The following is a 25,806-nucleotide window of genomic DNA, read 5'->3' on the forward strand; positions in this document are numbered from 1 at the left end:
GCCGCAGCATTGGAACCTCGACAGCCCCATCATCCGTACCTCGATAGTCCCGAGGCCACTCCCCCGAACGTCGGAGAAGGGTTGGAGACAGAACGTCCGCTTCGCGGCGAAAGGTCAACGTCCGATTGCCACCCCGAGCCGAAGTTGCCCGGTAGCAAACCAATGGCCGATTCCAGGAAGCGCCCATGGCGCCCCAGGCGATCGAGTTGGGTCGGAAGCGGACCCAGAGCATGAGGTTCCTCCGTCAGATTTCTTCTCCCAGCTTGCTTCGCTGCCCTCGAAGCCACGGAGAGCAGCGGACATCGCAGCCACTCACCGATCCTGAGGTGCCGCGTCAGCGGACTCAAAGGTGCTCTCCGGGGATCGCGACGCCGGCTGAAGGGCTCGTTCGAGGCTTTCGCTTCGCTACGCCGCCTCAGAGGCTGTCAGTCTTTCGATCGGTCGTCCCTCGACCGCCCTTGAGCCGAACACCCGAGCGGTCCGGGACGGGCCTGTGACCCAGGACGAGGCGCGGGTCCCCTCTCCCGCGCGGGAGAAGGACAGGGTGAGGGATGCAACCATCTCCGGATGGACCTGGTCCCTCACCCCAGCCCTCTCCCGCATGGGAAAGGGGGCGTGTCGCGCTCTATCATCGAGCCCGGCCCGAAACCCGCGGGCGTCGTCCCGCCTCGGCGCGTGTGCCAGGCTGGACTGTCCGACAAACGCCACGTCGTCTTCCGCAGGTGCGGAACCGAAAGACCGACGCCCTCTCAGGATCAGGCCGTGGACGGGAGATCGCTTCAACCGATCGCGCGCGCCTTAGACCGCGCTACCGCCGCCCGCGCGGGGCCGGCGTCGGGTCGGCGAGCGCCGGGACGGTCTTGGGCGAGCCGAGATCGTAGCTGCGGTTCTTCAGGGGATCGAGCCGCGTGCCCTCGGAGGCGTCGAAGGCGCGCGTGCCCGGCGTGCCGGACTCGAGGGCGAAGGCCGCGTTGGTGTTCGACGTGGTACCCGGCGCGAAGGCCGAGGCACGGCCGGGGACGCTCGGGTCGGGGCCCGGCTCGACCTTGTCGACCGAATCCGCCGGCGGCGCCTGGCGGCTCTTCTCGACGGCGCGCCAGCGGGCGACGTTGCGCTGGTGGCCTTCCAGCGAATCCGCGAAGGCGTGGCCGCCGCTGCCGTCGGCGACGAAGTACAGGTCCTTGGTGCGGGAGGGGTTGGCCACCGCTTCCAGGGCGGCCTTGCCGGGATTGGCGATCGGCCCCGGCGGCAGGCCCTCGATCGCGTAGGTGTTGTACGGCGTCGGCCGGTCGATCTCGGAGCGCAGGATGCCGCGCCCGAGGGTGCCGCGCCCCCCCACCAGCCCGTACACGATGGTCGGGTCGGATTGCAGCTTCATCCGCTTGTTCAGGCGGTTGATGAACACGCCGGCGACCCGGGGGCGCTCGTCCGCCCGGCCGGTCTCCTTCTCGACGATCGAGGCCAGGGTGACCATCTCGGCCGGGGTCCGCACCGGCACGTCGGCGCTGCGCCGGAGCCAGATCTGGTTCAGCACCTCGCGCTGCTTGGCCCGCATCAGGTTGACGATCTGCTGGCGGGTGGCGCCGCGCTCGAACTTGTAGGTGTCGGGCAGGAGTGAGCCCTCGGGCGGGATCTCGTTGATCTCGCCGGCGAGGATGTCGTTGTCGTTGAGCCGGGTGACGATCTGCTCGGAGGTCAGGCCCTCCGGGAAGGTGATCGCGTGCTGCACCTGCCGGCCGGTGGTGACCGTGTCGAGGGCGTCCGCGATGCTCGCATGCGCCTTGAACATGTACTCGCCGGCCCGGAGCGCCGGACGGCCGCCGAAGCGGGCGGCGAACTCGAACAGGCCGGTATGGTCGATCACGCCCTCGCGCTTCAGCGCCTCGGCGATCTCGCCCGTGCCGCTATGGGGCGGGATCACCACGACCTTGTCGGTGGTGAGCGGCCCCGGCTCGCGGACCTGGCGCTGGAACAGGGTGATCCCGATCATCGCCGCGATGGCGATCACCACCGCGAAGGTGAGGGCGCCGCTGACGATGCCGACGAGGCCGCTGCGCTCGCGCACCGGCTTCTCCGGCGGCGGCGGCGCGGCGGTCGGCTTGATCGCCTCGCCCGGCGAGCGGGGCGAGAGCCGCTGCGGCAGAGCCGGCTCGTCGGCCGGATCCTGCGCGATCGAATCCTGTGAGATCCTCTCGGGCGCGGGCGTCTTTGAGCGGCGGAAGAACATCGCGTTCCTGTCACGAGCATCATCCCGAAAGCCGGGTGCCGGCTTCCGGGAAGACGATGATGCAAAACCAGCGACCGAGCGACCCGTCTCGCGCCGCGGGCCGGGACCGGCTGCCCGCAACCGGGTGCGCGCATCGAGATCGGCGACCCTAGCCGGGTTTGTGGCGAAAATGCCGTTCCGCGCCGCAAGAGCGGAGCGATCAGACCGGCGGCTGGCAGGTCGCGCAGAAGAAGGTCGAGCGGTTCGCCTGCACGATCCGGGTGATCGCGCCGCCGCAGCCGGGATGGCGGCAGGGCTCGCCGACCCGGTCATAGACCCGGAAGGCGTGCTGGAAGGCGCCGGCGCTGCCGTCGGTGTGGGCGTAGTCGCGCAGGGTCGAGCCGCCGGCCTTCACGGCTTCCCGCAGCACCTGCACGATCGCCTTGGCCAGGGCGTTGGCCTTGGGCGTCGGCCGCCCGTCGGGCTTGGCCAGGAGGCCGGCCGGGGTCTCCGGGTGGAGGCGCGCCCGGTGCAGGGCCTCGCAGACATAGATGTTGCCGAGCCCCGCGATCAGGCGCTGGTCGAGCAGCGCCGCCTTCAGCGGTGCGATCTTGTGCCGGAACAGGCCGGCGATCACCGCCCCGGTCAGCCCATCCAGGGGCTCGACGCCCATGTTGGCGAAGTGGCGGCAGGCTGCCAGGGTCTCGCTCGGGACCAGGTCCATGAAGCCGAAGCGGCGGGCGTCGTTGTAGGTGACGGTCGCCCCGGTGCTCATCGCCATCACGACGTGGTCGTGCTTGGGCGTGCCCTGCGCGCCCTCCAGATAGAAATCGCCGGGCGAGAGGTTGCTGCCGTCGGGCAACGCCACGTCGAACCGGCCGCTCATGCCGAGATGCATGATCAGCGTCTCGCCCGAATCGAGGGCGGCGGTGAGATACTTCGCCCGGCGCGCGAGATCGATCACGGTCCGCCCCTCCAGCCGCGCCGCGAAGCGCTCGGGGAACGGGAAGCGCAGGTTCGGCCGGCGTAAGGTGACGCGGCTGAACCGGGCGCCGACCATCGCGGGTACCAGGCCGCGCCGCACCGTCTCGACCTCGGGAAGCTCCGGCATTTTCTTCGGGACTTTTTCGTGGGACCATGGGCGAGGTCCGGATATCGACACGTTCGAAGAGAACCGCAACATGGCGGACCCGACGCGGTTTGCCGCCCCTCCGCGCGAATAGCCCGCGAAGCCTGGCGCTCAACGCCGCCGAAGTCTGACGTAGAGCGCGCCGCCGCCGCCGTGATGCCGCGCGGCTTCTTCGAAGCCCAGCACGATGCCGCGCAGCTCCGCGCCGCGCAGCCAGTGCGGCACGCTGCGCCGGAGCACCCCCCGCTCGGCGAAGGCATCGGGATAGGCCGAGCCGCCCTTGTCCTGGCCGCCCTTGCCGGTGACGACCAGCACGTAGGCATGCCCGGCGGCCCGGCACCGGAGTAGGAATCCGGTCAGCGCGGCATGGGCCTCCGCCTGCACCATACCGTGCAGGTCGATCCGCGCCTCCACCGCCAGCCGCCCCCGGCGCAGCCCGACCTTGGCCTGCCGCTCCAGCCCGGACGGCGGCGCGTGGCTCTGGGGCGGCGCCTGGTAGGGCGCGGCGGTGACCTTGAGAGCCGCCGCCGCCGACGGCTTGGGCGGCGGCTTCGGACGCGGCTTCTTGGCCGCCGGGATCGCCGTCGGCTTCAGGATCGGCGCCGCCAGTGGCGGCATGGTCGCGGTCGGCGCCGGTGGGGCCTCGGAGGGCGGCGTCGCGCGGCCCGTCAGCGGCGTCACCAGCTTGGCGATCTCGCTCCAGAGCCTTGCCTCCCCGGCGGTCAGCCGGCGCGTGCGGCGCGGCGGCCTCACGGCGCGCGCCCACGGATTGGTTTCGGCAATAGCACCACGAAGCCGACCACGTCGCGCAGGTTTCCGGCCGCGATCCCGGCCTGCGCCCCGGTGCCGACGAAGAGGTCGCCCCGGGCCGGCCCGACGATCGCCGATCCGGTGTCGGCGGCGACCACGAGACGCCCTGTCTCGCCCGGCGCGGCGCCGGGGAGGGGCCCGGCGAGCCAGAACGGCAGGCCGTAGCGCCAGAGCGCACCATCCACCGCGAGGCTGCGGCCCGGCGCCAGCGGCGCGTTGGCGGCGCCGGGAGGCCCGAGGGCCGGATCCTCCACGGGGGCGAGGCGGAAGAAGATGTAGGAGGCGTTGGCGCGGATCAGGCGCCGGGCGGTCTCGGGATGCCCGCGCAGCCACGCCGTCCAGCGGTCGAGCGTCAGGCCCTCCAGCGGCAGGTGGCCCTCCTGCACGATCAGCTTGGCCACCGCCGTGTAGGGTTGGCCGTTGCGCCCGTCATACAGGATCCGCACCGCCCGCCCGTCAGGCAGCCGGACGCGGCCCGAGCCCTGGACCTGAAGCACCAGGAGATCGACGCCGTCGCGCAGCCACAGGATCGGTTGCGCCCGCGCACCCAGCGCTCCGTCCTCAATGGCGGCCCGGTCGGGATAGGGTCCGAACCCGTCCGCAGTGGCGCGGGCGGCGCGCAAGGCCGGGTCGAGGCCGGGCCGAGTCTCGCCGGGTGCCAGCGAGACGAGGTCGTCGGGCCGGGCGAGCACCGGCGTCGGGAAGTCCGGCCCCTGGGTGAGCGACCCCTCCAGTTCCGGCTCGAAATAGCCCGTGAGGAAGCCGGGCCGCTCGGCCCCGGGGCGCACCACGCGGAAGGCTTCGAACCGATCCCGGAAGTACGCAGCCGCAGCCTCGGGCGCGACACCGGCCGCGGCCGCGCAAGCCGCCGACAGGGCCGCTGGGTCGCCGGCAACCGCCGCCGGTTGTGGCGTGGGCGGCGCGGGCGCGGCACAGACCCGCCGGAACGCATCGAGCGCTGCTGCCGCATCGGGCCCAGGAAAGCCCGGTAGGGCCTCGAACGGAACGGGCGTCAGGACTGCGCCGCCGACCACCGCGGGGGCGGCCGGCGCCGAACCTGCTAGGAACGTCGCGAAGAGGAGGGTGGCGAGGGCGGTCGGGAAACCTCCGGACCAGGCACGCAGGTTTGGCACTGCAACGGTGTCACGAAATCAGGCGCCGGCCTCGGTGGCCACGAGCTGCCAGTTCGGATCCCGCGACCCGAGGGTGCGCGCGAAAGTCCAGACGTCCGGCACCTCGACTACGGTCTCGGCGCTGCCGTCGACGACCTTGCCCTCGGCGTTGCGGGTAGCGGTGATCAGGTTCGACAGGAACCGTACGGTGATCTGCGCCACGCGGTTGCGCACCTCGATGGCGACGATCTCGGCCTTGTCGATCGATACGAAGGTGGTCTCCAGCGTCTGCCGGTTGCGCTCGCGCTCGGCGATCGCCCGCTCGAACGCCTCGCCGACTTCCTTCGAGAGCAGCCCCCGCAGGGTCTTCCGGTCGCCCTTGGCGAAGGCGATCATGATCGTCTCGTAGGCCGATTTCGCGCCCTCGATGAAGGCGCGCGGGTCGAAGCCGGGCTCCGCCTGCACGGCGGCCTCGAGGCCGCGGGCGATCTCGGAGCCGGGCTCCGCGATGCCGCGCCAGTCGCGGGCGGCAACAGTGGCCTGGGCCGGGGCGGGCTGTACCCGGTCGGCGCCGGGCAGGCGCACGACGTTGTCGCCTTCGGAGCGCGCCTGCGGCTCGGTCCGGCTGCGATCCACCGGCTTGAACGGCGAGCGCTCCGCGCCGGTCTTCTGGCCGAGGACCGAGCGCAGGCGCCAGATCACGAAGACGGCGAGCGCGAGAAAGATGATCGTCGTAACGTCGAAGCTGTCCTGCATCACCGATCCGATGGTGGCCGCGGCGGGACCTCGTGCCCCTTGCCGAGGTCGTGCGCGGTGCGGCGCCGGCAAAGCGCTCGCGGGTCTCAGCGACTCATAACCGACCAGCGCGCAAGGAGCGAGCCGGTTGTATCGGTGCGGAACGCCGCGATCTCCGTGCCTCAACCGATATGGGGCGCGGACACCGCCGCCGCCAGCGCCACGCCAGCCTGCTGCTTGTCCGTGCCCGGCCCGCGTGTTAGCGGCGCTGCCTTCCGGGCCGCTTCGCGGTGCCGTTCAGCGGCTTCCGCCGCGATAACCCGGGCCGGCCCTGCCGGCCGTTCGAGAAGGATGATCCGCATGGCCGACTCTCCGGCAGCCAACGGCAACGGCGGCGGCATGCCGCAGGGCGACGCGCCGACCATCAACGCGCTGGCGCAGTACACGAAGGACCTGTCCTTCGAGAACCCGAACGCGCCGCGCTCGCTGCAGCCCAAAGAAGGCGTCGGCCCGCAGATCAACATTCAGGTGAACGTCACCGCCCAGCAGCTCTCCGATACCGATTTCGAGGTCGAGCTGACGCTAGAGGGCGACGCCAAGATCCAGGCCGAAGTGCTGTTCGCGTTCGACGTGAAATATGCGGGCGTCTTCCGGATGGTCAACATCCCGGCCGACCAGCTCCACCCGGCCGTGATGATCGAGTGCCCGCGCCTGCTGTTCCCGTTCGCCCGCCAGATCGTGGCCGAGGCGGTTCGCAACGGCGGCTTCCCGCCCCTGTATATCGACCCGATCGATTTCGTCGCCCTCTACCGGCAGAAGGCCATGGAAGCCCAGGGCGCCAGCGGACCGCTCGCCTCCTGACGAGCCGAGGCGTTCCGGCATTCTGCGAGCCGTCCCTGATCGCATCGGGGACGGTTCCGAGGTTTCGCCGTGACGCACCGGTCGACGCGGCATCGGCATCCGCCTTTGGCGCAGACGTGCGCGCTCGATAAGATGCCGCTTCAGCCCTTGTGTGCGGCCCAAACCGAGCGTTTCACTTCCCCATCCTGCTTCGGCCCATGCTCGCGGTCGAAGGTACGCGCGGCTTGGAAGAAGTACGCGAAGCCACCGCCGATTATTCCGCCAACCAGGAGGAATAGCAGGGACGTGTTCGTCATCTTCAACTCTCGCTGCGCACGAACCGTAGCATGATCTGTCCTGTAAGTGGCAGGAGGGCGCCTGCGCCAACCCCCCACGCGGACACCTGATCGGGCGATGCGTGATTCCCAATGTAGGGGAGGATGAAGGCCGCGCCAATGATGGCCGCACCAAGCGTATTGGTGAAGCTGCCGAACAGTTTCAGGTGCTCGTTGAGCTTTTTGGCGTCGAGCTTCCGTAGGGCGTCGTCCGAATTCACTTTCTTGCGCCATCGGCCGAACCACTCGATCGCGACGGCTATGATGACGCCAGCCGTAATGCCGAAGACGAACGACCATCCAGGAAATGGGTCGGAACTCGTTAGACGATCGTAGATCGCATCGACGATTGCCCAGACCATCGTCCCGTCCTGCCTACCGCTGCGCCTTCGAGCGATGGCGTCGATCCTGAAAACAACGCCGAACCGCGAGTCTGTCCTGTTGCGGTGTCGCGAGGCTTTCCCCGATGCTGGTCCGTACGGGATCGGGCTTCCAGGGCGCTGCGGTAGCGTCCCACACTGATTCCGGCGTCGCTCTGATTGGCCTTCGAACTCAACTCGCACCTGATGTAGGCAAATCGTGAGAACCGTCAGCGGCTGCCAGGACCGCGATAGGCCGCCGCCAACGTGCGCACGGCTTCCGCGGGCCGCCCGGTGAGCCTCCGGGACCACAGCACGATCCAGGTGAGCGGCAATGCGGGCAGGCCGAGGCGCGCGCCGATCTCCACGGCCCCTGGCGGGGCGGTGCTCGGCGCCAGGGCGGCGATGGCGAGGCCCGCCGTGACGGCGGCGCCCACAGCCAGAACGCCGCCGCCGACGAACACTTCCGTCCAGGGCAGGCCGGCCGCGTCCAGGGTGCGGGCCGCCGCCGCCCGGACGTTGCAGGGTCCTGACAGGCCTGCCAGCCGCAGGGGCTCACCCGCCGGCGGGGCCGGGAAATCCGGCGCCGCGAACCAGCCCAGGCGCTCCTGCGCCAGGATCGTCCCGCCGCGCTCAGGCTTCTCCTCAGTCCGCAGGATCACCCCGTCGTAGCCGCCCTCGCCCGGGGACTCGAAGGCGGAAGCGAGGTCCCGTGACGGGACGATCCGCACCTCGGTTATGAGGCCGGCCCTGTCGAGGCCGAGGCGCCGGAGCAGGGCGGGCAGGTCCGGGCCGGCGACGTGGTCGCTGATGCCGAGGCACAGCCAGGCCGGCACGTCGCCTGTGATCTCCGACAGGGCGCTCTCATGCGCTTCCAAGAGCCGCCGCGCCGCCGGCAGGAACAGCTCGCCCTTCCGGGTCGTCGCCACGTGCCGGGGCGTCCGGTCGAGCAGGCGCTCGCCGAGCCGATCCTCGAGGCGTTTGAGGCGCAGGCTGATCGCCGCCTGCGAGGTGTCCAGCGCCTCGGCGGCGCGGGTGAAGCTGCCGAGATCGACCACCCGCACGAAAGCCAGGACGCCGTCGAGGTCGAGGGGACGAGGCAGCATCACAAGCGTCCGTTATCAGAGATATTCCCAGCGATATCTCGCTCTTATGATGGCCGCCTGCAACTCTGTCGGCGCGACAGAGGAGAGGACGATGCTTGTTGCACGCTACCGGCACCGCTTGCCGGCCGATTATCCGATGGACCGAATCCGTGCGCGGATCGCCGAACGCGCACCCGCCTGGGACGCGACGCCCGGCCTCGTCTTGAAGGCCTTCGCAATCGAGGAGCGGGCGCGCGGCGCTACGGTGAACGCCTACAGCTCGTTCTACCTATGGCGCGATGCGGGTGCTGTCGTGGATTCCCTCACCGGGCCGGGCTTCCGGGCTGTGATCGAGGGTTTCGGCCGCCCGCACGTGGAGACGTGGCTTCCGTTCGACGTGAGCCTTAGCGCCGCTGCGACCACCGCGGCCTTGTCCGAGGAGATGCGACAGGTCGATCCCGACGCGGATCTGAACCGCCTGCGCGAGACCGAGCGGGCCCGGAGCCGGGACATTGCCGGGCGCCCCGGCATCCTGGCCAGCGTGGTCGGGCTCGATCCGACCTCCTGGCGGCTGACGCGCTTCACCCTGCACGCCGATTCGGCCGATGCGCGATCCCAGGCCGAGGTCGCCTATCTCGCGGCTCCCGGCCTCGCCGTCCTGCGCGGTCTATGAGCGAGGCGCAACGCGATGCCCCTGATCCGCATCTCCCTGCGCGCCGGCAGCGACCCGGCCCACCGCACCGCCCTGGTGGAGGGCCTCTACGCGGCCCTGCGCCAGACCTTCGTGGTGCCCGAAGGCGATCTGTTCGCCGTGGTCCACGAGCACGAGACGGCGAACTTCCACTACGGGCCGGACTATCTCGGCATCCACCGCGGCGACGGTCTCGTGATCATCCAGATCACCTGCAATGCCCCCCGGACGACGGCCCAGAAGCGCGCGCTCTACGCCGCTATCACGCGCAACCTCGGGCGCGAGCCGGGGGTGAGGCCGGCCGACGTGTTCATCAACCTCGTCGAGGTCGCCCCCGAGAACTGGTCGTTCGGCGACGGGCTGATGCAGTACGGGCCGCCGGACTCCTGACGATGCGGGAGGCGGGCGGATCGACCCGGGCTTGACCGTAACGAGATCGGAGTCCAGGTCCCGGGCCCGCCGCCAGACCTGGATCGCATGAGTCCCACCGCGCATCTCGCTTTCATCAACCTGTTCATCGGTGACATCCAGGGCGGCCTCGGGCCGTTCCTGGGGACCTGGCTGGCGCAGGCCGCGTCCTGGAGCCCGGCGCGGGTCGGGTTCGTCATCACCCTGGTCGGATTCGGAACGCTGTTCCTGAGCGGCCCGTTCGGGGCGCTGGTCGATCGCTTCCCACGCCCGCGCCTGCTGGTGGCGCTCGCCTGCGCGGCGATCCTGGCGGGCACGCTCCTGCTGCTGCCGGCGCGCAGCTTCTCCGCGGTCCTGGTGGCGCAGCTGCTCGCGGCCGCCGGCGGCACACTGCTGCTGCCGGCGGTAGCGGCGCTGACCCTGGGGATCGTCGGGAAGGACGGGTTCCCCAAGCAGCAGGGCCGCAACCAAGCCTTCAATCATGTCGGCATCCTGATCGCAGCCGGGGGCATCAGCCTCGGCACCGGCACGTTCGGCCCGGCCATCGCCTTCTGGGTGCTCGGCGGCATGGCGGTCGCCGCGATCGTCGCGACCCTGACGACGCCGGCCGGCGCCTGGAACCGCCGCCGCGCCGTGGGCTGGCAGGAGGATGCGGAGGACGAGCCGCGGCGCAGCGGCATCCGCCAGGTGCTGGGCAACCGCCGCCTGCTGGTGCTGACCGTGGCGCTGACGCTGTTCAACCTGGGCAGCGGCGGCATGCTGTCCCTGCTCGGCCAGAAGCTGGTCGCCACCGCCGCCGACGCCACGACCTGGACCGCCCGCTACGTGATGGTGGCCCAACTCGTGATGGTGCCGGTGGCCCTGTTCGCCGGTTCCCTGGCGGATCGGCGCGGCCGGCGTCAGCTCCTGATGGTGGCGTTCGCGGTGCTGCCGGTGCGGGCGGTGCTCTCGGGCCTGATCGACGATCCGGTCTGGCTCATCTCTGCCGAAGTTCTGGACGGCGTGGCCTCCGGCATCGTCGGGGTGGCGGTGCCGGTGATCGTGGCGGACCTGACCTGGGGCTCCGGCCGCACCCAGACGGCGCTCGGCAGCGTCAACGCCGTGCAGGGCGTCGGCGGCGCCCTGTCGGGCTGGTATGGTGGGTTGTCCTATACGCTGTTCGGCTGGACCGGCGCGTTCCTCGCCCTCGGGGTGCCCGCGCTCATGGCCCTCGCGCTGGTGATCTGGCTCGACGCGACCCCCGAGCCCGGGCGCCGCCGGCGTCGGCGGGAACGGCGCGGGGCGGCGGTGCAGGGGGCGTAACCCTCTGGGCTGCTGCTTCATCTTGCAGTCCCTGGTGTGGAGGAAAGCGGATGGCGTGTCGGTCGCCCGTATCGCTCGTGGCTGTCACCTCGGACGATCTGCGTGAGGTGGACACCGTCTTCGATGACCTCACAGCCTACTCCATGCGGATCGATGGCGTGCCGCGACGGGAGGATGCCGCATCCGCATTCGTGACAGCGCTCCCGCCGGGATGCGAACCACGCAACAGGCACGCGTTCTTGGCAAAATGCGAGGCCGCGAGTATCGGCCTTCTCCATCTCATCGACGGCTATCCGACCGCGGGGACAGCCTTCATCGGGCTCCTGGCGATCCGCCAGAGCGCACAAGGAGCCGGCCTTGGCCGGGCGCTGTGCCAAACGACGGAACGGTTCGCTCGGAAGAACCTACACGTCCACACCCTACGCTTGGCTGTGGTGGCGACCAATCCGGTACAGGGTTTCTGGACGCGGATGGGGTTCGACCCAACCGGCGAGACCAAACCGTTTCAGGGCAAGCGCGTTACTTCACAGGCCATCCTGATGGAAAAGCAGCTCTGAAAACGCAAAAAGCCCGGCCTACCGGGCCGGGCTCGCTTAAAGAAAACCGTCTCACAAAATGCTCAGCCGATATGCGGGCTGCCGGTGGCGGCCGGGAAGCGGTCGGCCAGGGCGCGGCGGAGTTTTTCCAGGGCGCGGTTCTCGATCTGACGGACCCGCTCCTTCGAGATGCCGAGACGCTGGCCCAGAGCCTCGAGGGTTGCCTGATCCTCGGCGAGGCGCCGCTCGCGCAAGATGCGCAGCTCCCGCTCGGACAAAACCGTCAGCGCCTGCTGCAGCCAGCTGAGGCGGCGCTCGCCGTCGACCGTGGCGCTCACGGTCTCGTCCGGCAGGGCCGCGCCGTCGACCAGGAAGTCCATGCGCTCGGAGGAGGCGTCGTTGTCCTCGCCCACGGGGGCGTTCAGCGACATGTCGGGCCCCGAGAGGCGGGCATCCATCAGCGCCACGTCGTCGCGCGAGACGCCGATGGCCGTGGCGATGCGGCGGTGGATCTCGTCGCCGACATGCTCCTCGGTCGATTGCATCAGCCGGGCGCGCAACCGGCGCAGGTTGAAGAACAGGGCCTTCTGGGCCGAGGACGTGCCGCCGCGAACGATCGACCAGTTGCGCAGGATGTAGTCCTGGATCGAAGCCCGGATCCACCACGTCGCGTAGGTCGAGAACCGGACATCCCGCTCCGGCTCGAACCGCGCCGCGGCCTCCATCAGGCCGACATGCCCCTCCTGCACCAAGTCGGCCATCGGCAGGCCGTAGTGACGAAAACGCCCCGCCAGGGCGATGACGAGGCGCATATGGGCTGAAATCAGGCGGTGCAGGGCCCGCTCGTCGCGGTTGTCCTTCCACCGGACGGCGAGGCCGCGCTCTTCTTCCCGGGCCAGGAAGGGCGCCTCCATGGCAGTCCGAATGAACTGCCGACGAATTCCAGCGATATCAGCCATCCCGCCTGCCTCTTGTTGCCGAGTGCTGTTGCGGCGCCGAACGGAGCGTCCAGCCCGCAGGGCGTCACCGGTGGGTGGCGCCAGGCAACCGACAACGGAAGGCAAAACAGGAAAGTTCCGCCGCAGGTCTTCGCAGTGCGCCAGCCGGACGGCCACGTTTCCGTGTTCCGTCGCGGTCACATGGGTTTCTGCGCCGCGCCGTCCAGTCCCCGCCCCACCGAACCGGCGTGAAAAAGCGACACGCCCGAGCGATCCGATGCGCCGGAATAGAAAAAGCCCGGCCACTCAAGGCCGGGCTTCGTCTCGTCGACGAGGAAGGGCGCCTTAGGCGGCCACTTCCTGAATGCCGTCGCCTTCGCCCTCGGCTTCCGCTTCCGGCTCGGCCTCGCTCTTGGCGCGGCGCGGCGACTTGGCGAGGCTCTGCTCGATCAGCTTCAGCGCCTCGGTCTCGGTGATGCGGTTGACCGAGGAGATCTCGCGCACGATCCGGTCGAGGGCCGCTTCGTAGAGCTGACGCTCCGAATAGGACTGCTCGGGCTGCGCCTCCGAGCGGAACAGGTCGCGCACCACCTCGGTGACCGCGAGCAGGTCGCCCGAGTTGATCTTGGCTTCGTATTCCTGGGCCCGGCGCGACCACATGGTGCGCTTGATCCGGGCACGGCCGGTCAGCACGTCCAGGGCCTTCTGCACCAGGTCCGGCTCGGCCAGCTTGCGCATGCCGACGGAGTTGGCCTTCGCGGTCGGAACACGCAGGACCATCTTGTCCTTCTCGAACGAGACGACGAACAGCTCAAGCTTGTAGCCCGCGATCTCTTGCTCCTCGATCGCGGTGATGCGACCGACGCCGTGGGCCGGATATACGACGGCCTCGCCGGTCTTGAAGCCTTGCCGGCCTGCGGTCGTCGTCTTCTTGGCTGTGGTCATGCGAGAAGGGCCTCCACTGGCGCGCGACGCTCCGCGCCGCGCAAAACCGTGTTCTTCCGGGCGGGATACCCGGTTTGCCTCGCCGTTCCCGGGATCCGCGCACGATGAAGCGCAAATCCGGGCGTTCCCCGGCGCGACCGTGCAAACACCGGAACATCCGCCGAAGTCACCCTCGGCGGTCGTTCGCGTGCCACGCCTCTAATTCACGAAAGCGAAAGGCATTTCGGTTCGAGGGAGCACGTCTGGCGCAAGCGACGGCAGGCGGATTGTGTACCACAATCCGGCGCGCAGATCAAAGCATCCCTGAAGAAGCGCGCGCGGTCCGGGCGCAGCCTCGAAAGAGTTTTACACCGGCCAAGCCGGAGCGGAATGACCTGCCCGCGGCTCAGGGCTTCGCTCGACGCAGGTCGGCCACGGTTTCGGCCGCGATTCACAGGCACCGGTCGGACCGCCGACGGATCGCAACATCGTGAGGCGATCCGTTATCCAATTTCTGTGCGGTGACGGCAGCGTTCAGCTCCGACCTGTTCCGAAGCCATTTCCCGCGTGGGAGTCAGGCGCTAGTCGCCTGAACCGGGGTTGGCAGAGAAGTGCGCCTCGAGCTTGCCGGCGACGCCGTCCCATTCCTTGGCGTCGCCCGGAGCGTCCTTCTTCTGCGTGATGTTCGGCCAGCTCTTGGCGTAGTCGGCGTTGAGCTTCAGCCACGTCTCAAGGTTCGATTCCGTATCGGGCTTGATCGCCTCCGCGGGGCATTCCGGCTCGCAGACGCCACAATCGATGCACTCGTCCGGATGGATGACGAGCATGTTTTCGCCCTCGTAGAAGCAGTCCACCGGACACACCTCGACGCAGTCCATGTACTTGCACTTGATGCAGTTGTCGGTGACGACGTAGGTCATCGGCTGTCTTCGTCCCAAAATTCTGGTCTGCCGGGGCGGAGCCTCGGAGGCCCGCACGCCCAGGTGGCGCTGCGATGGTGCGCCGCAAAACCTGGCGTCGAACCAAGTCTTTCGGAAGCCAAGGGCTCTAGACCTTGCCTCCCGGGCTGACAAGCGCGCGGGTGTCCCAGGGGGGCACGACCCGGTCCTCGACCAGCTTCTGTGGCGCCGGCTCATCACTCCGGGGGGGCGATCCCCGTCTGGACGCCGGCCAGATCTTCGTAGAGCAGCCGCGCCTCCGGGGCCGCACCCCGCCGCTCGCCGAGGCCGAGCACGCGCACGGCCAGGGTCGCGTGGGGGGCGGCCACCGTCACGACGTCGCCGATCATGAGGCCCTTGGCCGGGTTCTCGGCCCGGGTGCCGTTTACCCGCACGAAGCCGTCCTCGGAGAGGCGCGCGGCCAGGGATCGGGTCCGCGCGAACCGCGCGAACCACAGCCATTTGTCGAGCCGCTGCCGACCCTCCCGCATCCGCGGGCGTCAGCGCTTCCCGCCGTCGCCGGCTTCGAGCTGCGCCTTCAGCGCAGCCAGCTTGGCGAAGGGCGAGTCCGGATCCGGAGCCCGCTCGCGCCGGGGCGGACGCTGGTCGGGCCGCGGGGCGGAATGGCGCTGCTCGGCATTGCGCTGATCGTCCCGACGTTCCGGGCGGCCGCCCTCGAAGCGCTCGCGACGGGGGCCGCGGTCGCGTTCGGCGCGGGGGCCGCCGTCGTTGCCGGGGCGCTCGCCCCCCTCGGCCCGCCGCTGATCGGGACGCCCGCCCTCCGGGCGACCGGGACCCTGGTGCTGACCCTGCTGGGCACCGTCGCGCCCGCGACCCGCGCCGCGCGGGCGATTCTGCGGCCGGGGATGGGCCGGACGCTGATGGCGCTGGAGGCGCCAGACCTCGATCAGGATCTGCTCCGCCGGGGCTTCGCTCTCCGCATCGGTGGATTCGGGCTCGACCGATTCGGAGCCGGACGCGATCTCGGTTGCTTCCGGCTCGGCGGCCGTCCCAATGGACTGGACCGTCTCCGAATCGTGTGTCTCGGCGGCCTGGGCGGCTTCGGCCGGAGCTTCTTCCGGCTCGGCCTGCAGCGCGGTGATCGCCTCCGGCTCGGCCTCGGCAGCCGGTTCGACGGGCTCGGCTTCCGCCGAGGCAGCGGGAGCGGATGCGTTTTCAGGGCTTGCCTCGGCGGCAAGGGTGGGCTCCGCATTTTCCGAAGCCGATGACTCGTCGCCAGAGACCTCCGCGTCGGCAGCCTGGGCGGCGGTGTCTGCCTCGTCGCCCGTGGATTCTCCGGCCGAGTCCTGACCGGTGGCGCCGGTCTCGTTCTCCGGGGCGGATTCCGGTGCGGGGGTGACCACGACCGGCGCCGTCGCGGCGGCTGGCAAGAGCGGTACCGTGATGGCCGGGCCGGGGCGGGCCTCCAGGGAATAGCCCAGGGACTTCAGGATCGAGGCGAAGTCCTCGCCCGAGCAGCCGACCAGCGAGGTCATGCCGACGGTGGCCACGAAGCCGTCGCCGTCGGCGGTGCCGTCCGGCGGGGCGCCCGGCGTGGTGCCGGGGCGATAGGCGATGGCCGGGCGAATCAGGTCGGCCAGCCGCTCCAGGATGTCGACCCGCACCGCCCGCTCGCCGCTGACTCGGAAGCCCGCCGCCCGGTAGAGGCCCTTGGCGATCTCGCGATCGACCTTGATCGAGGTCCGGCCGGAGCCGGCGAGATGCGCGATCTCGTCGAGGCCGCGCTGGTCGAGGCCGCCGTTGCGCAGGGCCCAGAGCTGGGCGGCCAGGGTCCGCGGCGCCGGCTTCAGCAGGGCCGGCAGGAAGATGTGGTAGGCGCCGAAGCGCACGCCGTGCCGGCGGAGCGCGCCGCGCCCCTCCTGGTCGAGGCTGCGCATCTCCTGGGCGACCTTCGAGCGCTCCAGCACGCCGAGCGCCTCGACCACCTGATAGCCGATGCCCTTGGCCAGCCCGACGAGGTCGGCCGCGGTCTCGAGCTCCATCAGCGGGCCGAGCAGGCGCACGATCATCGCCTTCAGCCAGGCATCGAGGCGGGCCTCGACCTTCTCGCGATGCGCGCCGGTGAGGCTGTCGTCGGCGAGCAGGCGAATCTGCGGCGCGAACAGCTTCTCGCCGGGGGTGAGCTTCGCCACCGGGGCGCCGGTCCATCGAATCGTCCCGTCATGCGCGAGCACGAGGGTGGCATCGGCGGTCGCCGCGAAGCGGTCGGCCCGGGCCTCGATCTCTCCGGCGAGCGCCTTCTCGGCTGCGCTCCTCAGAGTCTTGGCCTCGTGCCCCTCGGCGCTGGCATCCGGGACGAATAGGAATCCATGCAGGTGACCGACATGCTGACCCTCGACGGTGACGTCACCGTCGGCGGAAATTTGGGCTTCGAGCATCGTGTTCTCTCTCAGGCGCCGCATCAGGACGCTTGTGCGCCGGTCGACGAAGCGGCTCGCGAGGCGTTCGTGCAGGGCGTCTGACAGCCTGTCCTCTACCCGACGTGTCTCGCCCTGCCAATGTTCAGGGTCGCGCAGCCAATCGGGGCGGTTCGCCACGAAGGTCCAGGTCCGCCCCTGGGCGATCCGGCGGGACAGCGTATCGATGTCCCCGTCGGTGCGGTCGATCATCGCCACGTGCTCGGCGAACCACGTGTCGGGGATGCGTCCGGCCATGCCCTTCATGAGGAATCGGTAGAGCTGCGCCACCAGGTCGGCATGCACCTGCGGGTGGACCTTGCGGTAATCCGGCACGCCGCAGACGTCCCAGAGCCGCCGCACCGTCGCTTGGCTCTGCGCCATGTCGCGGATGTCGTCCTCGCGCATCAGGATCTCGAGGGCCTGCTGGTCCTCGCCCATGGGCGCCCGGGTGAGACCGGATTCGCGCGGGTGCTCGTCGAGGCTCGCCTGGAGCGCCTCCAGGGTGCCGAAGCTGAGATCCGGGTTGCGCCATTGCAGGATGCGCAGCGGGTCGAAATCGTGATTCTCCAGCCGCTCGACCATCTCGGGCTCGAAGGGCGGGCAGCGCCCGGTGGAGCCGAAGGTCCCGTCCGCGAGATGGCGGCCGGCCCGGCCGGCGATCTGGCCCATCTCGGCGGGGGTCAGCTTGCGGAAGCGGGTGCCGTCGTATTTCCAGTTCGCCGCGAAGGCGACGTGGTCGACATCGAGGTTGAGCCCCATCCCGACCGCGTCGGTGGCGACGAGATAATCCACGTCGCCCGCCTGGTACATCTCGACCTGGGCGTTGCGGGTGCGCGGCGAGAGCGCGCCCAGCACCACCGCGGCGCCCCCGCGCTGGCGTCGGATCAGCTCGGCGATGGCGTAGACCTCCTCCGCCGAGAACGCGACGATCGCGGTGCGCCGGGGCAGCCGCGATAAGCGCTTCTCGCCCGCGAAACTCAGCTGCGACAGCCGCGGTCGGGTCGTGGTGTGGACGTTCGGGATCAGGGACTGGACCAGCGGCAGCATGGTCGAGGAGCCGATCAGCAGCGTCTCCTCCCGACCACGCAGGTAGAGCAGGCGATCGGTGAAGACGTGGCCGCGATCCATGTCGGCGGCGAGCTGGATCTCGTCGATGGCGACGTAGGCCACGTCGAGGTCGCGGGGCATCGCCTCGATGGTGCAGATCCAGTAGCGCGGCCGGTCCGGCTTGATTTTCTCTTCCCCGGTGACCAGCGCGACCTTCTCGGGCCCGACCTTGGCGACCACCCGCAGATAAACCTCGCGGGCGAGCAGCCGCAGGGGCAGCCCGATCATGCCGGTCGGGTGCGCGAGCATCCGCTCGATGGCGAGATGCGTCTTGCCGGTGTTGGTCGGCCCGAGGACCGCCGTCACGCCGCGGGCGCGGACGTCGCGCGGCAGGGACCGGCGGGGGAGGGGGCGGAGCGGCGCGTCGATGGTCGGCGGTTCCTTCGGGCGGGAAGGCCGGCGCGGCGCCGTCTGGCGCGGGCAGGGGGTTTTTCGGCGGCCGGTCGCGTCAGGGACGGTCGGGCCGCATCGGACCTCTCCCATATGGGATATCACCCGGGCCGCTGCCAACCTGCGGCATAATCATCGGATAGACGTCGATCTGCGTGGCTGGGGATCCGGGCTGGGGCGCGAGGTCGGCGCAGAGGGTGTCGGGCACCGCGACCAGCGGGCCGTGACGCGGCGGCTGGTGCTCGATCACCTGGGCCGACGAGAACGCGTCGCCGCCGCAGCCGGCATCGGCCGACCCGGCGGTCAGAGGCCGGGCCGCGGCCGGTCCGGCGAGGGCAGCGAGGGCGAAGGCGATTCGGAGGCGGTGCGCGCGCATGCGCGGATCATCGCCCGGAAAAGGAAAGATTTTCAGTGCGCTGCGGACGGCAGCCCGAGATAGCCGAACATCGCCCGCAGGACCCGGCGCTCCAGCGCGTCGCCGGCCCGCTCGCCGCGCTCTCCGGCGGCATCGACCATGCCCCGCACGAGCGCGAACAGGTCGCCCGCCGCAATCTCGGCCTCGACCGGCGGTGCGGGGTCGAGGCGGGCCAGCAGGGCCAGGAGCGCGCCCGCGATCGCCCGGTAGGCCGCGTCCAGGCTGTCGGCGAGCTGGAGCCGATTCTCTTCGCGGTCGAGCAGCAGGGCGAGGCGCGGCCGGGACAGCTGATGTGCGACCGCCGCCTGCACGATCCGGCGCAGGCCGCGTTCCGGCGTCTCCGCGTCCGTGGCAGCCTGCACGGCCGCGATCAGCAAACCGGTCTCCCGCGCGACCAGGGCCGCGGTCAGCGCCTCCTTGCCGGGGAAGTACTGGTAGACCGAACCGACCGAGACGCCGGCCCGCTCGGCCAGGGCGTTGGTTGTGTAGCCGGCCAGCCCCCGCTCCTCCAGAACGCGAGCCGCGCCTTCGAGAATCGTCCGCACCGTCACGGCGGACCGGGATTGTTCCGGGCTTTTCCGGGGCTTGAGCACCGGCCCGTGTGCCGTCCGGCCGGTCATGAACGCGAGTTCGGCGCCGGGCCGCAGGGAGGCATCATCCGGGCGTTCCAACAGACCCACGGAGCGGTCGCGTCCATGTCCGATCAGACCTTCAATCCCAAGCTCACCGTCTTCATGCTGGTGAAGACGGCGCCCGAATGGCTCGCCTTGTCGATCGACGATCGCTTCGCCAAGCTGCGTGCGGTGTTCGAACCGATCCTGCGCCGCCACGCCGACACGGTGAAACTGCGCTTCTACGATGCCGAATTCTGCACGGCCCGCGTCACCGACCTGTGGGTCTGGGAGGCGAGCGATCACCATGCTTACGAAGGCGTGGTCGAGGCTCTGCGCGAGACCGCGTTCTGGGACCGATGGTTCACGATCGTCGAGATCATCCCGGCGGTCGAGAACGCGTACGCGACGAATTACGGCCGGGCGCCGCTCGCCGCCTGAACCGGCCGCCTCACTCGGCGCCTTCGACCAGCACGACTTCGCCGATGCCGGCGGGCAGGCGCTTCGCCTTGGCCGCCTGGTATTCGGGCGAAAAATAATAGGCCCGCGCCGCGTCGTAGGAGTCGAATTCCAGCACGACGTTGCGCGGCCGGGCCTCGCCTTCCAGCGCCTCATAGCGGCCGCCCCGCACCAGGGGCTTGGCGCCGTGGAGCCGCATCGCCGCGGAGGCCATCTCGGCATAGGCCGCGTACGTCTCCGGATCGGTCACCGTCATCCGGACGATGATGTAGCCCTTCGCCATGGTCCTGCCTCCTCCCTGTCGCGGCGCACGCGATGCCCGGAAAGGGGCCGCCGGTCAAAGGCAAAGCGCGGCCGGGCGCTACTGCCCGGGCAGGCTCGCCTGGGCGACGCTGGCGCCGGACCCGGTGGCGGCGCCCTGGGTCCAGCGGGTCGCCTCGATGATGTTGGTGCCGATCGTGGTGAGCACCGAGATGCGCAGGGGAATAAGCGCCCGCGTCCCCTCGACGGGGGCGAGCCAGACCGACATCTCGCGGTTGTCCTCCATGAACTTCACCCCAGGCCGGTCGGGTCGGTGGCCGGCCACCGCCTGGTAGCGGGCGGTGCAGACCAAAACCGGGCCGGCATAGCCGGGCTTCTGCACCGCCCGGGTCTCGGCATAGCTCAGCACGACGTTGAAGCGGGTCGCGCCGTCGAAGACCGGCAGGGTCCGGTTGCAATTGTCCGGATCGAGCGGCTCGCCCCGGCCCTGGGCCGGCATCAGCAATGCGCTCACCGGATCCATGATGCCGCGCTTGTGGGCGGCCGTGACCGGCACCCGGTCCTGCATGTCGACCAGGGGCGGCGTGATCTCGGCCTGCACGACATTGCCGTGGGCCAGCGCCATGCGCACCGCGATTCCCGACCTCGCCGTGTGGGTCGCGATCGAGAACGCGCCCGGCTGCGGCGCCGCCGAAAACGTCCCGGAGGCCCGGGCCGAGCCCTTGCCGCCGGTGATCGCCCCGACCAGACCGGTCAGCGTGGCGGAGACGTCCATCAGGTAGCGGTCGCGCTCGAAGCTGCCGGCGAGGCGCGCGGTGCCGATTGGCAGGCCGGCGAGGTTGATGCCGTAATCGACCGTCACCGTGGCGGGTGCCGCGGCGGCGGCTCGCTTCGCGCGGCGGGCGGCATCGGCCGGCACGCCGAGCGCCGCGAGTGCGAGCACGGTTCCGAGGAGGCGCATCGTCAGCGGCTTGATCGTCCGACGGACAGGCGTGGCGCTCATGATCCGGATCGCATCCCAAAAAACGCGGGCGAAGATTATCGTTTGCGAGACGATCTCGCGAGACGGGCTCTCGGTGCAGGCGCGGCGCTGGCCTGCGTCGAGCCGATGACGGTTATATCCCGGCCTCATGGTTAACAGACCGTTGGGCGCCCGGCCGGCTCGCACGCGACAGGTTCGACCGTGCGGAGCTTGACGCATCGGGGCCGGGTCGCCTATAGGCTCGCGCCTTCAACAGGACTCCGCTGGACCTGGAATACGTATCGGGCGCCGCCCGCTGCGACGATGATCGCGCCGCTTGCGATCGGGTCTTCTCGAGCGGAACGAGACGGGAATTTTAGTCATCATGGCGCGCCGCTGCGAACTCACCGGCAAGGCCGTTCAGGTCGGCCACCTCGTGAGCCACTCGAACCACAAGACCAAGTGCCGGTTTCTGCCGAACCTGTGCAACGTCACGCTCCAGTCGGATGCGCTCGGCAAGCGGGTGCGCCTGCGCGTCACCGCGCACGCCCTGCGCTCGGTGGAGCACCGCGGCGGTCTCGACGCCTTCCTGATCAAGGCCGGCGAGGGCGACCTGTCGCAGACCGCCCGCCTGCTGAAGCGCGAGATCCACAAGAAGCTCTCCGAGACCCCGGCCGTCGCGGCCTGATCTCGGGCGCTTCCGCGCTTCCACCGATCGGACGATTCAAACCGCCGCGGCAGGACATGCCGCGGCGGTTTGCGCTTCCCTGCGGCGGGCCGTGTTTTCCTAGTCAGCGTCCGGCTGCGCGATTCGCGTGAGCCATTGGTGGATCGCCGCCTGCGCCTCGGGGGCGAGGGCGGCCAGCATGTCCGCTTCCAGCGCATAGACGCGTTTCTTGGCGGCTGCGAGCATCGTCTCGCCCGCCTCCGTCAGCGCGATCGTCTGAATGCGGCCATGGACCCGATGCGGTGTCCGCGCGACGAGGCCGGCCTTCATCAGGTTGGCGACGATGACGCTCATGGTCTGCGGCGTCACGAGGGCGAGACGCGCGAGATCCGCGCTGCTGTGGCCGGGATAGGCGGCCAGCATGGTCAGGACGGAGAATTGCGGCAGGGTCAGGCCGAGGCCGCTCAGCCGCTGCTCGACACGCTGGCGATGGGCGTGGGCGGCCTGCCGCAGCAGATACCCCAGATGCCCGTCGACGCCGCGCTTGCCGTGTCCCGCCTCCGGCAGCGCGCTCATGGCAGCCGTCCTTGTCGATTATCAGAGCTCTGATATCTTGTTCGTGCTCTGATGATAGCGTGAAGGGCGGGGGCACACCATGTCCGAGGCGACGCTGCGTGAGGACGCAGGCTTTTCGTACGACGCGTTCAAGCGTTCGGTCCCGGCGGCCCTGGCCGCGCTGCTCGCCCTCGGCCGAGCCGTAGACGAGGCCGGCCTGGACAAGCGCTTGAGCGAGATCGTGAAGATCCGCGTCTCCCAGATCAACGGCTGCGCGTTCTGCGTCGGCTTCCACCTCGACACGGCCCGCCGCCTCGGCATCGCCGACCCGATCCTCGACGGGATCACCGTCTGGCGCGACCACCCGGGCTTCTCAGCCCGCGAGCGCGCCGCCCTGGCCTGGGCCGAGCAGCTCACGCGCATGGCCGATGGTGCCGCGCCGGCCCATTCCGCCGCGCTTCCCCACGCGCTGTTCAGCCCAGACGAGACGCTGCTGCTGACCGTCGCGATCGCCACCATCAACGCCTGGAACCGAATCGCGGGCGGCCTGCATTTCCCGCCGCTCGCCCAGCAGGCGTCCTGAGGGACGCGCCGGGCTTCCGGCAAACCGTCAGCGCCGTCCGCCGGCCGCGCGCAGGGCCCGGCCGGTGGGCGCGGATGCGTTGTTTTCCTCGAACAGCTCGGCGAGCTTTTCCGTCATGGCGCCGCCCAGTTCCTCGGCGTCAATGATCGTCACGGCCCGGCGGTAGTAGCGGGTCACGTCGTGGCCGATGCCGATGGCGAGCAGTTCCACCGGCGAGCGGGTCTCGATCTCCTCGATCATCCAGCGCAGGTGCCGCTCCAGGTAGTTGCCGGCGTTGACCGACAGGGTCGAATCGTCGACCGGCGCGCCGTCCGAGATCACCATCAGGATCTTGCGCTGCTCCGGCCGGCCGAGCAGGCGCTTGTGCGCCCAGTCGAGGGCCTCGCCGTCGATGTTCTCCTTGAGCAGCCCCTCGCGCATCATCAGCCCGAGATTCTTCCGGGCCCGGCGCCAGGGCGCGTCGGCGGACTTGTAGACGATGTGGCGCAGGTCGTTCAGGCGGCCCGGGTTCGGCGGCTTGCCGGCGGCGAGCCAAGCCTCCCGGCTCTGGCCGCCCTTCCAGGCCCGGGTGGTGAAGCCCAGGATCTCGACCTTGACGCCGCAGCGCTCCAGCGTCCGCGCCAGGATGTCGGCGCAGGTCGCCGCCACGGTGATCGGCCGGCCGCGCATCGAGCCCGAATTGTCGAGGAGCAGCGTGACGACCGTATCGCGAAAATTGGTGTCCTTCTCCTGCTTGAAGGACAGCGGCTGGTACGGGTCGATGACCACGCGGACGAGCCGGGCCGGATCGAGCTGGCCCTCTTCCAGGTCGAAATCCCAGGCGCGGTTCTGCTGGGCCAAGAGCCGGCGCTGGAGCCGGTTGGCCAGGCGCCCGACGACGCCCTGCAGGTGCGAGAGCTGCTTGTCGAGGTAGCTGCGCAGGCGCGACAGCTCGTCGGCGTCGCACAGCTCCTCGGCGTGGATGATCTCGTCGAACCGGGGGTTGAACACCCGGTATTCGGGACCGCGTGCCTCGTTGCCCTGGCGCGTCGGCGGCTTCGAAGCCTCGGAGGCCTCCTCGGATTCGGCATCCTCGGACTCGTCGGGCATTTCCCCCGACGGTGCGTCGGCGGATTCCTGCGCGCCTTCCTCGATCTCGTCGGAGGCCTCCTCCGAGGTCTCGATCTCGGCGCGCTCGCCCTGGCTCTTCTCCTCGGAATCGCCCTCGCTCGGGTTCTGCTCGTCGTCCTGGGCGTCGTTCTCGTCGTCGTTCTCGTCATCCTCGGCGTCGAACGGCGTCTCGTCCGCCATGTCGAGGGAGGTGAGGAGATCGCGCACAGAGCGGGCGAACTTGCGCTGGTCCTCGATCGACCCGATCAGGCCGTCGAGGTTCGGGCCGGCCTTCGCCTCGATATGCGCGCGCCACAGCTCCACGATCTTGGAGGCCGCCTCGGGGGGCTGCTGCCCAGTCAGGCGCTCGCGCACCATCAGGGCGACCGCGTCCTCCATGGGGGCGTCGGCCTTGTCGGTGATGGTCTCGTACTTGCCGCCGCGATGGTAGCGGTCCTCCAGCATCGCCGTGAGGTTGCTGGCGACGCCGGTCATCCGCCGCGAGCCGATCGCCTCGACCCGGGCCTGTTCCACCGCATCGTAGACCGCCCGGGCGGCGGCGTTCTCGGGGGCGAGGCGGCGATGCACCGCGATGTCGTGGCAGCCGAGCCGCAGCGCCATGGCGTCGGCATTGCCGCGCAGCACGGCGACATCCTGCGCCGAGAGCTTGCGCGGCGGCTCGGGCAGCCGGGCCTTGTCGCCGGTCAACGCCGGCCGGTCAGTGGCGTAGGTCACTTCGACCTCGGACCGGCGGGCGATGGCGCGCAGGCACCCGGCCACCGAGCGCTTCAGGGGCTCGGCCACGGATTCGCGGCGCTCGCCGGGCTTGCGGTTGGAGATGGACATGCGGGGCTACCGGTCGGCCTCGAATTCGAAGGGGCGATTCAGAATGTCGTCCCAGGTGTAGGGACACTCCGTGGGGAGTGTTTTGGGCGAGCGCTTCATCTCGCGGGCGGCCCGCAGCCGACCGAGCCGATAGCCTTCAGCGACAGCCTCGACGCTGCGCGACTTGAGTCCTGGATTCCTGCGCAGCTGCCTGTCGATCCGCACCCGCTGCTCGGCAATTGTCAGCGACCAGCTTCGGCTACGACGTTCGAGCTGGTGGTCCCATTTGAGCACGTGCGCCAACAGCACCTCGATCGCGCTTTCAAGCTTGTCGTACTGTTCCGAGCCCACGTCGCTCAGCTCCTCGGCGATGTTGTCGAGGTCGAGCGCGTCCACCCGGCCGGCGCGGAGCAGCGCGACCTGCTCCTGAACCCAGGTGTAGACATCGTCCGCATAGCGCGTCCGGTCCCCGGCAGGAGCCACCGGAACAGGCCCGTGCGTCTGTGCCGGATGCGCCACGGCGTCCTCCCTGTTGACGGGATCGGCACCGCTGCTGCCGCGGGTCCGGACAGGTCCTTTTTGAAGGGTGACGGACATACGGGACTACGTCTTCACCGAATCGAGGTCGAAGGGGCGCTGAAGCAGATCGTCCCAGGCGTAGGGGCAATCTGGCGGGAACTCGTCGGGTGGGAGGTGGGTCTCGTTGGTGGCCCAGTCCCGGGCGTCCGGGTAGGCCTCCGCCAGGGCCTCATCGAGCCGGGACTTGAGGCCTGGGCTACCCTTGAGGACCCGATCGAAGCGACGGCGCTGCTCACGGATCGAGTAGATCCAGCTCGGCGTGCGATGCTCCGCCTGCTGATCCCACTTGAGCATGTGCATCACCAGCACGCGCAGGCAGCTATAGAGCCTGGCATATTCGCGCTTCGACAGATCCTCGAGTTCCTCGGCGACCAGCTCGACATCGACTTCGTCGAACCGGCGGGCGCGCAACAGCGCCACCTGTTCCTGCACCCAGGTGTACAGGTCGTCCTCGTAGCGCGTGCGGCCCCGCGCGGACGGAGCAGCCGCCGCCATCGCTTCGCTTTGGGCCGGATGCGCCATCGCGTCCTCCATGC

At 70.0% G+C, this 25,806-nt stretch carries 29 protein-coding genes; 8 read left to right on the plus strand and 21 right to left on the minus strand.

From position 1 onward, the window contains the following. Nucleotides 1-808: 808 nt before the first annotated feature. The 6 genes from mltG to MKL11_RS08255 form a co-directional block, all read right to left on the minus strand. Nucleotides 809-2,227, minus strand: coding sequence for an endolytic transglycosylase MltG (mltG, locus tag MKL11_RS08230; RefSeq protein WP_243942077.1), 1,419 nt, complete (start codon nt 2,225-2,227; stop codon nt 809-811). Nucleotides 2,228-2,426: 199 nt separating this feature from the next. Further along, nucleotides 2,427-3,317, minus strand: coding sequence for a bifunctional DNA-formamidopyrimidine glycosylase/DNA-(apurinic or apyrimidinic site) lyase (gene mutM, locus MKL11_RS08235; protein WP_243942080.1), 891 nt, complete (start codon nt 3,315-3,317; stop codon nt 2,427-2,429). 129 nt (nt 3,318-3,446) lie between these two features. Beyond that, on the minus strand, nt 3,447-4,088 hold the full coding sequence (locus MKL11_RS08240) for a Smr/MutS family protein (RefSeq protein WP_243942082.1): 642 nt from the start codon (nt 4,086-4,088) through the stop codon (nt 3,447-3,449). Beyond that, nucleotides 4,085-5,278 carry a murein transglycosylase A gene (locus MKL11_RS08245; RefSeq protein WP_243942084.1) on the minus strand — a complete coding sequence of 398 codons (1,194 nt, stop codon included), beginning with the start codon at nt 5,276-5,278 and terminating at the stop codon, nt 4,085-4,087. The genes MKL11_RS08240 and MKL11_RS08245 overlap by 4 nt, the downstream gene beginning before the upstream one ends. A gap of 18 nt (nt 5,279-5,296) precedes the next feature. Beyond that, the gene (locus MKL11_RS08250) at nt 5,297-6,013 is read right to left on the minus strand and encodes a Tim44/TimA family putative adaptor protein (protein ID WP_243942086.1); all 717 of its coding nucleotides are present in this window, start codon (nt 6,011-6,013) and stop codon (nt 5,297-5,299) included. Between the two features lie 161 nt (nt 6,014-6,174). Then, nucleotides 6,175-6,354, minus strand: coding sequence for a hypothetical protein (locus MKL11_RS08255; protein WP_243942088.1), 180 nt, complete (start codon nt 6,352-6,354; stop codon nt 6,175-6,177). Here MKL11_RS08255 and secB point away from each other — a divergent pair. Beyond that, nucleotides 6,353-6,853: a protein-export chaperone SecB gene (secB, locus tag MKL11_RS08260; RefSeq protein ID WP_243942090.1), complete on the plus strand. Its 501-nt coding sequence runs from the start codon at nt 6,353-6,355 to the stop codon at nt 6,851-6,853. The two genes, MKL11_RS08255 and secB, sit on opposite strands and share 2 nt — an antisense overlap. 298 nt (nt 6,854-7,151) lie before the next feature. Here secB and MKL11_RS08265 read toward each other — a convergent pair whose 3' ends face one another. Beyond that, a complete protein-coding gene (locus tag MKL11_RS08265) occupies nt 7,152-7,529 on the minus strand; it encodes a hypothetical protein (protein ID WP_243942093.1) in 378 nt (125 codons plus the stop codon). A gap of 227 nt (nt 7,530-7,756) precedes the next feature. After that, on the minus strand, nt 7,757-8,632 hold the full coding sequence (locus tag MKL11_RS08270; protein ID WP_243942095.1) for a LysR family transcriptional regulator: 876 nt from the start codon (nt 8,630-8,632) through the stop codon (nt 7,757-7,759). A gap of 91 nt (nt 8,633-8,723) precedes the next feature. Here MKL11_RS08270 and MKL11_RS08275 point away from each other — a divergent pair, with 91 nt between their 5' ends. The 4 genes from MKL11_RS08275 (at nt 8,724) to MKL11_RS08290 (ending at nt 11,569) form a co-directional block, all read left to right on the plus strand. Then, entirely contained in the window at nt 8,724-9,284 is a 561-nt protein-coding gene (locus MKL11_RS08275; protein ID WP_243942097.1) for a DUF4865 family protein, read from the plus strand. A 15-nt stretch (nt 9,285-9,299) separates the two neighbouring features. Continuing rightward, a complete protein-coding gene (locus MKL11_RS08280; RefSeq protein WP_243942098.1) occupies nt 9,300-9,692 on the plus strand; it encodes a tautomerase family protein in 393 nt (130 codons plus the stop codon). An 87-nt stretch (nt 9,693-9,779) separates the two neighbouring features. After that, complete coding sequence (locus tag MKL11_RS08285; RefSeq protein WP_243942100.1) at nt 9,780-11,012, plus strand: MFS transporter; 1,233 nt, start codon at nt 9,780-9,782, stop codon at nt 11,010-11,012. A gap of 107 nt (nt 11,013-11,119) precedes the next feature. Then, nucleotides 11,120-11,569, plus strand: coding sequence for a GNAT family N-acetyltransferase (locus MKL11_RS08290; protein WP_243942102.1), 450 nt, complete (start codon nt 11,120-11,122; stop codon nt 11,567-11,569). Between the two features lie 62 nt (nt 11,570-11,631). Here the strand turns inward: MKL11_RS08290 and MKL11_RS08295 are convergent, their stop codons facing one another. From MKL11_RS08295 to MKL11_RS08325, 7 genes are all read right to left on the minus strand, one after another. Next, nucleotides 11,632-12,507, minus strand: coding sequence for an RNA polymerase factor sigma-32 (locus MKL11_RS08295; protein ID WP_007559662.1), 876 nt, complete (start codon nt 12,505-12,507; stop codon nt 11,632-11,634). Between the two features lie 324 nt (nt 12,508-12,831). Next, complete coding sequence (locus MKL11_RS08300) at nt 12,832-13,431, minus strand: CarD family transcriptional regulator (protein ID WP_243942104.1); 600 nt, start codon at nt 13,429-13,431, stop codon at nt 12,832-12,834. Nucleotides 13,432-13,991: 560 nt separating this feature from the next. Next, nucleotides 13,992-14,330 (minus strand): ferredoxin FdxA, encoded by a 339-nt coding sequence (fdxA, locus tag MKL11_RS08305; RefSeq protein WP_058190913.1) that lies wholly within the window; start codon nt 14,328-14,330, stop codon nt 13,992-13,994. A gap of 215 nt (nt 14,331-14,545) precedes the next feature. Then, nucleotides 14,546-14,839, minus strand: coding sequence for an RNA-binding S4 domain-containing protein (locus MKL11_RS08310; RefSeq protein ID WP_243942106.1), 294 nt, complete (start codon nt 14,837-14,839; stop codon nt 14,546-14,548). Between the two features lie 9 nt (nt 14,840-14,848). Then, nucleotides 14,849-18,181 carry a helicase-related protein gene (locus tag MKL11_RS08315; RefSeq protein WP_409565828.1) on the minus strand — a complete coding sequence of 1,111 codons (3,333 nt, stop codon included), beginning with the start codon at nt 18,179-18,181 and terminating at the stop codon, nt 14,849-14,851. Between the two features lie 142 nt (nt 18,182-18,323). Further along, a complete protein-coding gene (locus MKL11_RS08320; protein WP_243942108.1) occupies nt 18,324-18,641 on the minus strand; it encodes a hypothetical protein in 318 nt (105 codons plus the stop codon). A gap of 32 nt (nt 18,642-18,673) precedes the next feature. Further along, nucleotides 18,674-19,360, minus strand: coding sequence for a TetR/AcrR family transcriptional regulator (locus tag MKL11_RS08325; RefSeq protein ID WP_243942110.1), 687 nt, complete (start codon nt 19,358-19,360; stop codon nt 18,674-18,676). 15 nt (nt 19,361-19,375) lie between these two features. On the opposite strand from MKL11_RS08325, the gene MKL11_RS08330 reads away from it, so the two are divergent. Then, nucleotides 19,376-19,732 carry a darcynin family protein gene (locus tag MKL11_RS08330; protein WP_243942112.1) on the plus strand — a complete coding sequence of 119 codons (357 nt, stop codon included), beginning with the start codon at nt 19,376-19,378 and terminating at the stop codon, nt 19,730-19,732. Nucleotides 19,733-19,742: 10 nt separating this feature from the next. Here the strand turns inward: MKL11_RS08330 and MKL11_RS08335 are convergent, their stop codons facing one another. After that, entirely contained in the window at nt 19,743-20,033 is a 291-nt protein-coding gene (locus MKL11_RS08335) for a DUF1330 domain-containing protein (RefSeq protein ID WP_243942114.1), read from the minus strand. 78 nt (nt 20,034-20,111) lie between these two features. Continuing rightward, nucleotides 20,112-21,014 carry a DUF3108 domain-containing protein gene (locus MKL11_RS08340; protein ID WP_243942116.1) on the minus strand — a complete coding sequence of 301 codons (903 nt, stop codon included), beginning with the start codon at nt 21,012-21,014 and terminating at the stop codon, nt 20,112-20,114. A 343-nt stretch (nt 21,015-21,357) separates the two neighbouring features. On the opposite strand from MKL11_RS08340, the gene rpmB reads away from it, so the two are divergent. Continuing rightward, on the plus strand, nt 21,358-21,660 hold the full coding sequence (gene rpmB, locus MKL11_RS08345; RefSeq protein ID WP_243942118.1) for a 50S ribosomal protein L28: 303 nt from the start codon (nt 21,358-21,360) through the stop codon (nt 21,658-21,660). 99 nt (nt 21,661-21,759) lie between these two features. Here rpmB and MKL11_RS08350 read toward each other — a convergent pair whose 3' ends face one another. After that, nucleotides 21,760-22,215 carry a MarR family winged helix-turn-helix transcriptional regulator gene (locus tag MKL11_RS08350; protein WP_243942120.1) on the minus strand — a complete coding sequence of 152 codons (456 nt, stop codon included), beginning with the start codon at nt 22,213-22,215 and terminating at the stop codon, nt 21,760-21,762. Nucleotides 22,216-22,294: 79 nt separating this feature from the next. Here MKL11_RS08350 and MKL11_RS08355 point away from each other — a divergent pair, with 79 nt between their 5' ends. Then, nucleotides 22,295-22,777, plus strand: coding sequence for a carboxymuconolactone decarboxylase family protein (locus MKL11_RS08355; protein ID WP_243942122.1), 483 nt, complete (start codon nt 22,295-22,297; stop codon nt 22,775-22,777). A gap of 27 nt (nt 22,778-22,804) precedes the next feature. Here MKL11_RS08355 and cobT read toward each other — a convergent pair whose 3' ends face one another. The 3 genes from cobT to MKL11_RS08370 all read right to left on the minus strand — a co-directional run bounded on the left by cobT (nt 22,805) and on the right by MKL11_RS08370 (nt 25,804). Beyond that, nucleotides 22,805-24,712, minus strand: coding sequence for a cobaltochelatase subunit CobT (gene cobT / locus MKL11_RS08360; protein ID WP_243942124.1), 1,908 nt, complete (start codon nt 24,710-24,712; stop codon nt 22,805-22,807). 6 nt (nt 24,713-24,718) lie between these two features. Further along, nucleotides 24,719-25,210 (minus strand): DUF29 domain-containing protein, encoded by a 492-nt coding sequence (locus MKL11_RS08365; RefSeq protein ID WP_409565829.1) that lies wholly within the window; start codon nt 25,208-25,210, stop codon nt 24,719-24,721. Between the two features lie 84 nt (nt 25,211-25,294). Then, complete coding sequence (locus MKL11_RS08370; RefSeq protein WP_243942128.1) at nt 25,295-25,804, minus strand: DUF29 domain-containing protein; 510 nt, start codon at nt 25,802-25,804, stop codon at nt 25,295-25,297. Nucleotides 25,805-25,806: the final 2 nt, after the last annotated feature.

Source organism: Methylobacterium sp. J-077, assembly GCF_022829365.1.
GTDB lineage: Bacteria > Pseudomonadota > Alphaproteobacteria > Rhizobiales > Beijerinckiaceae > Methylobacterium.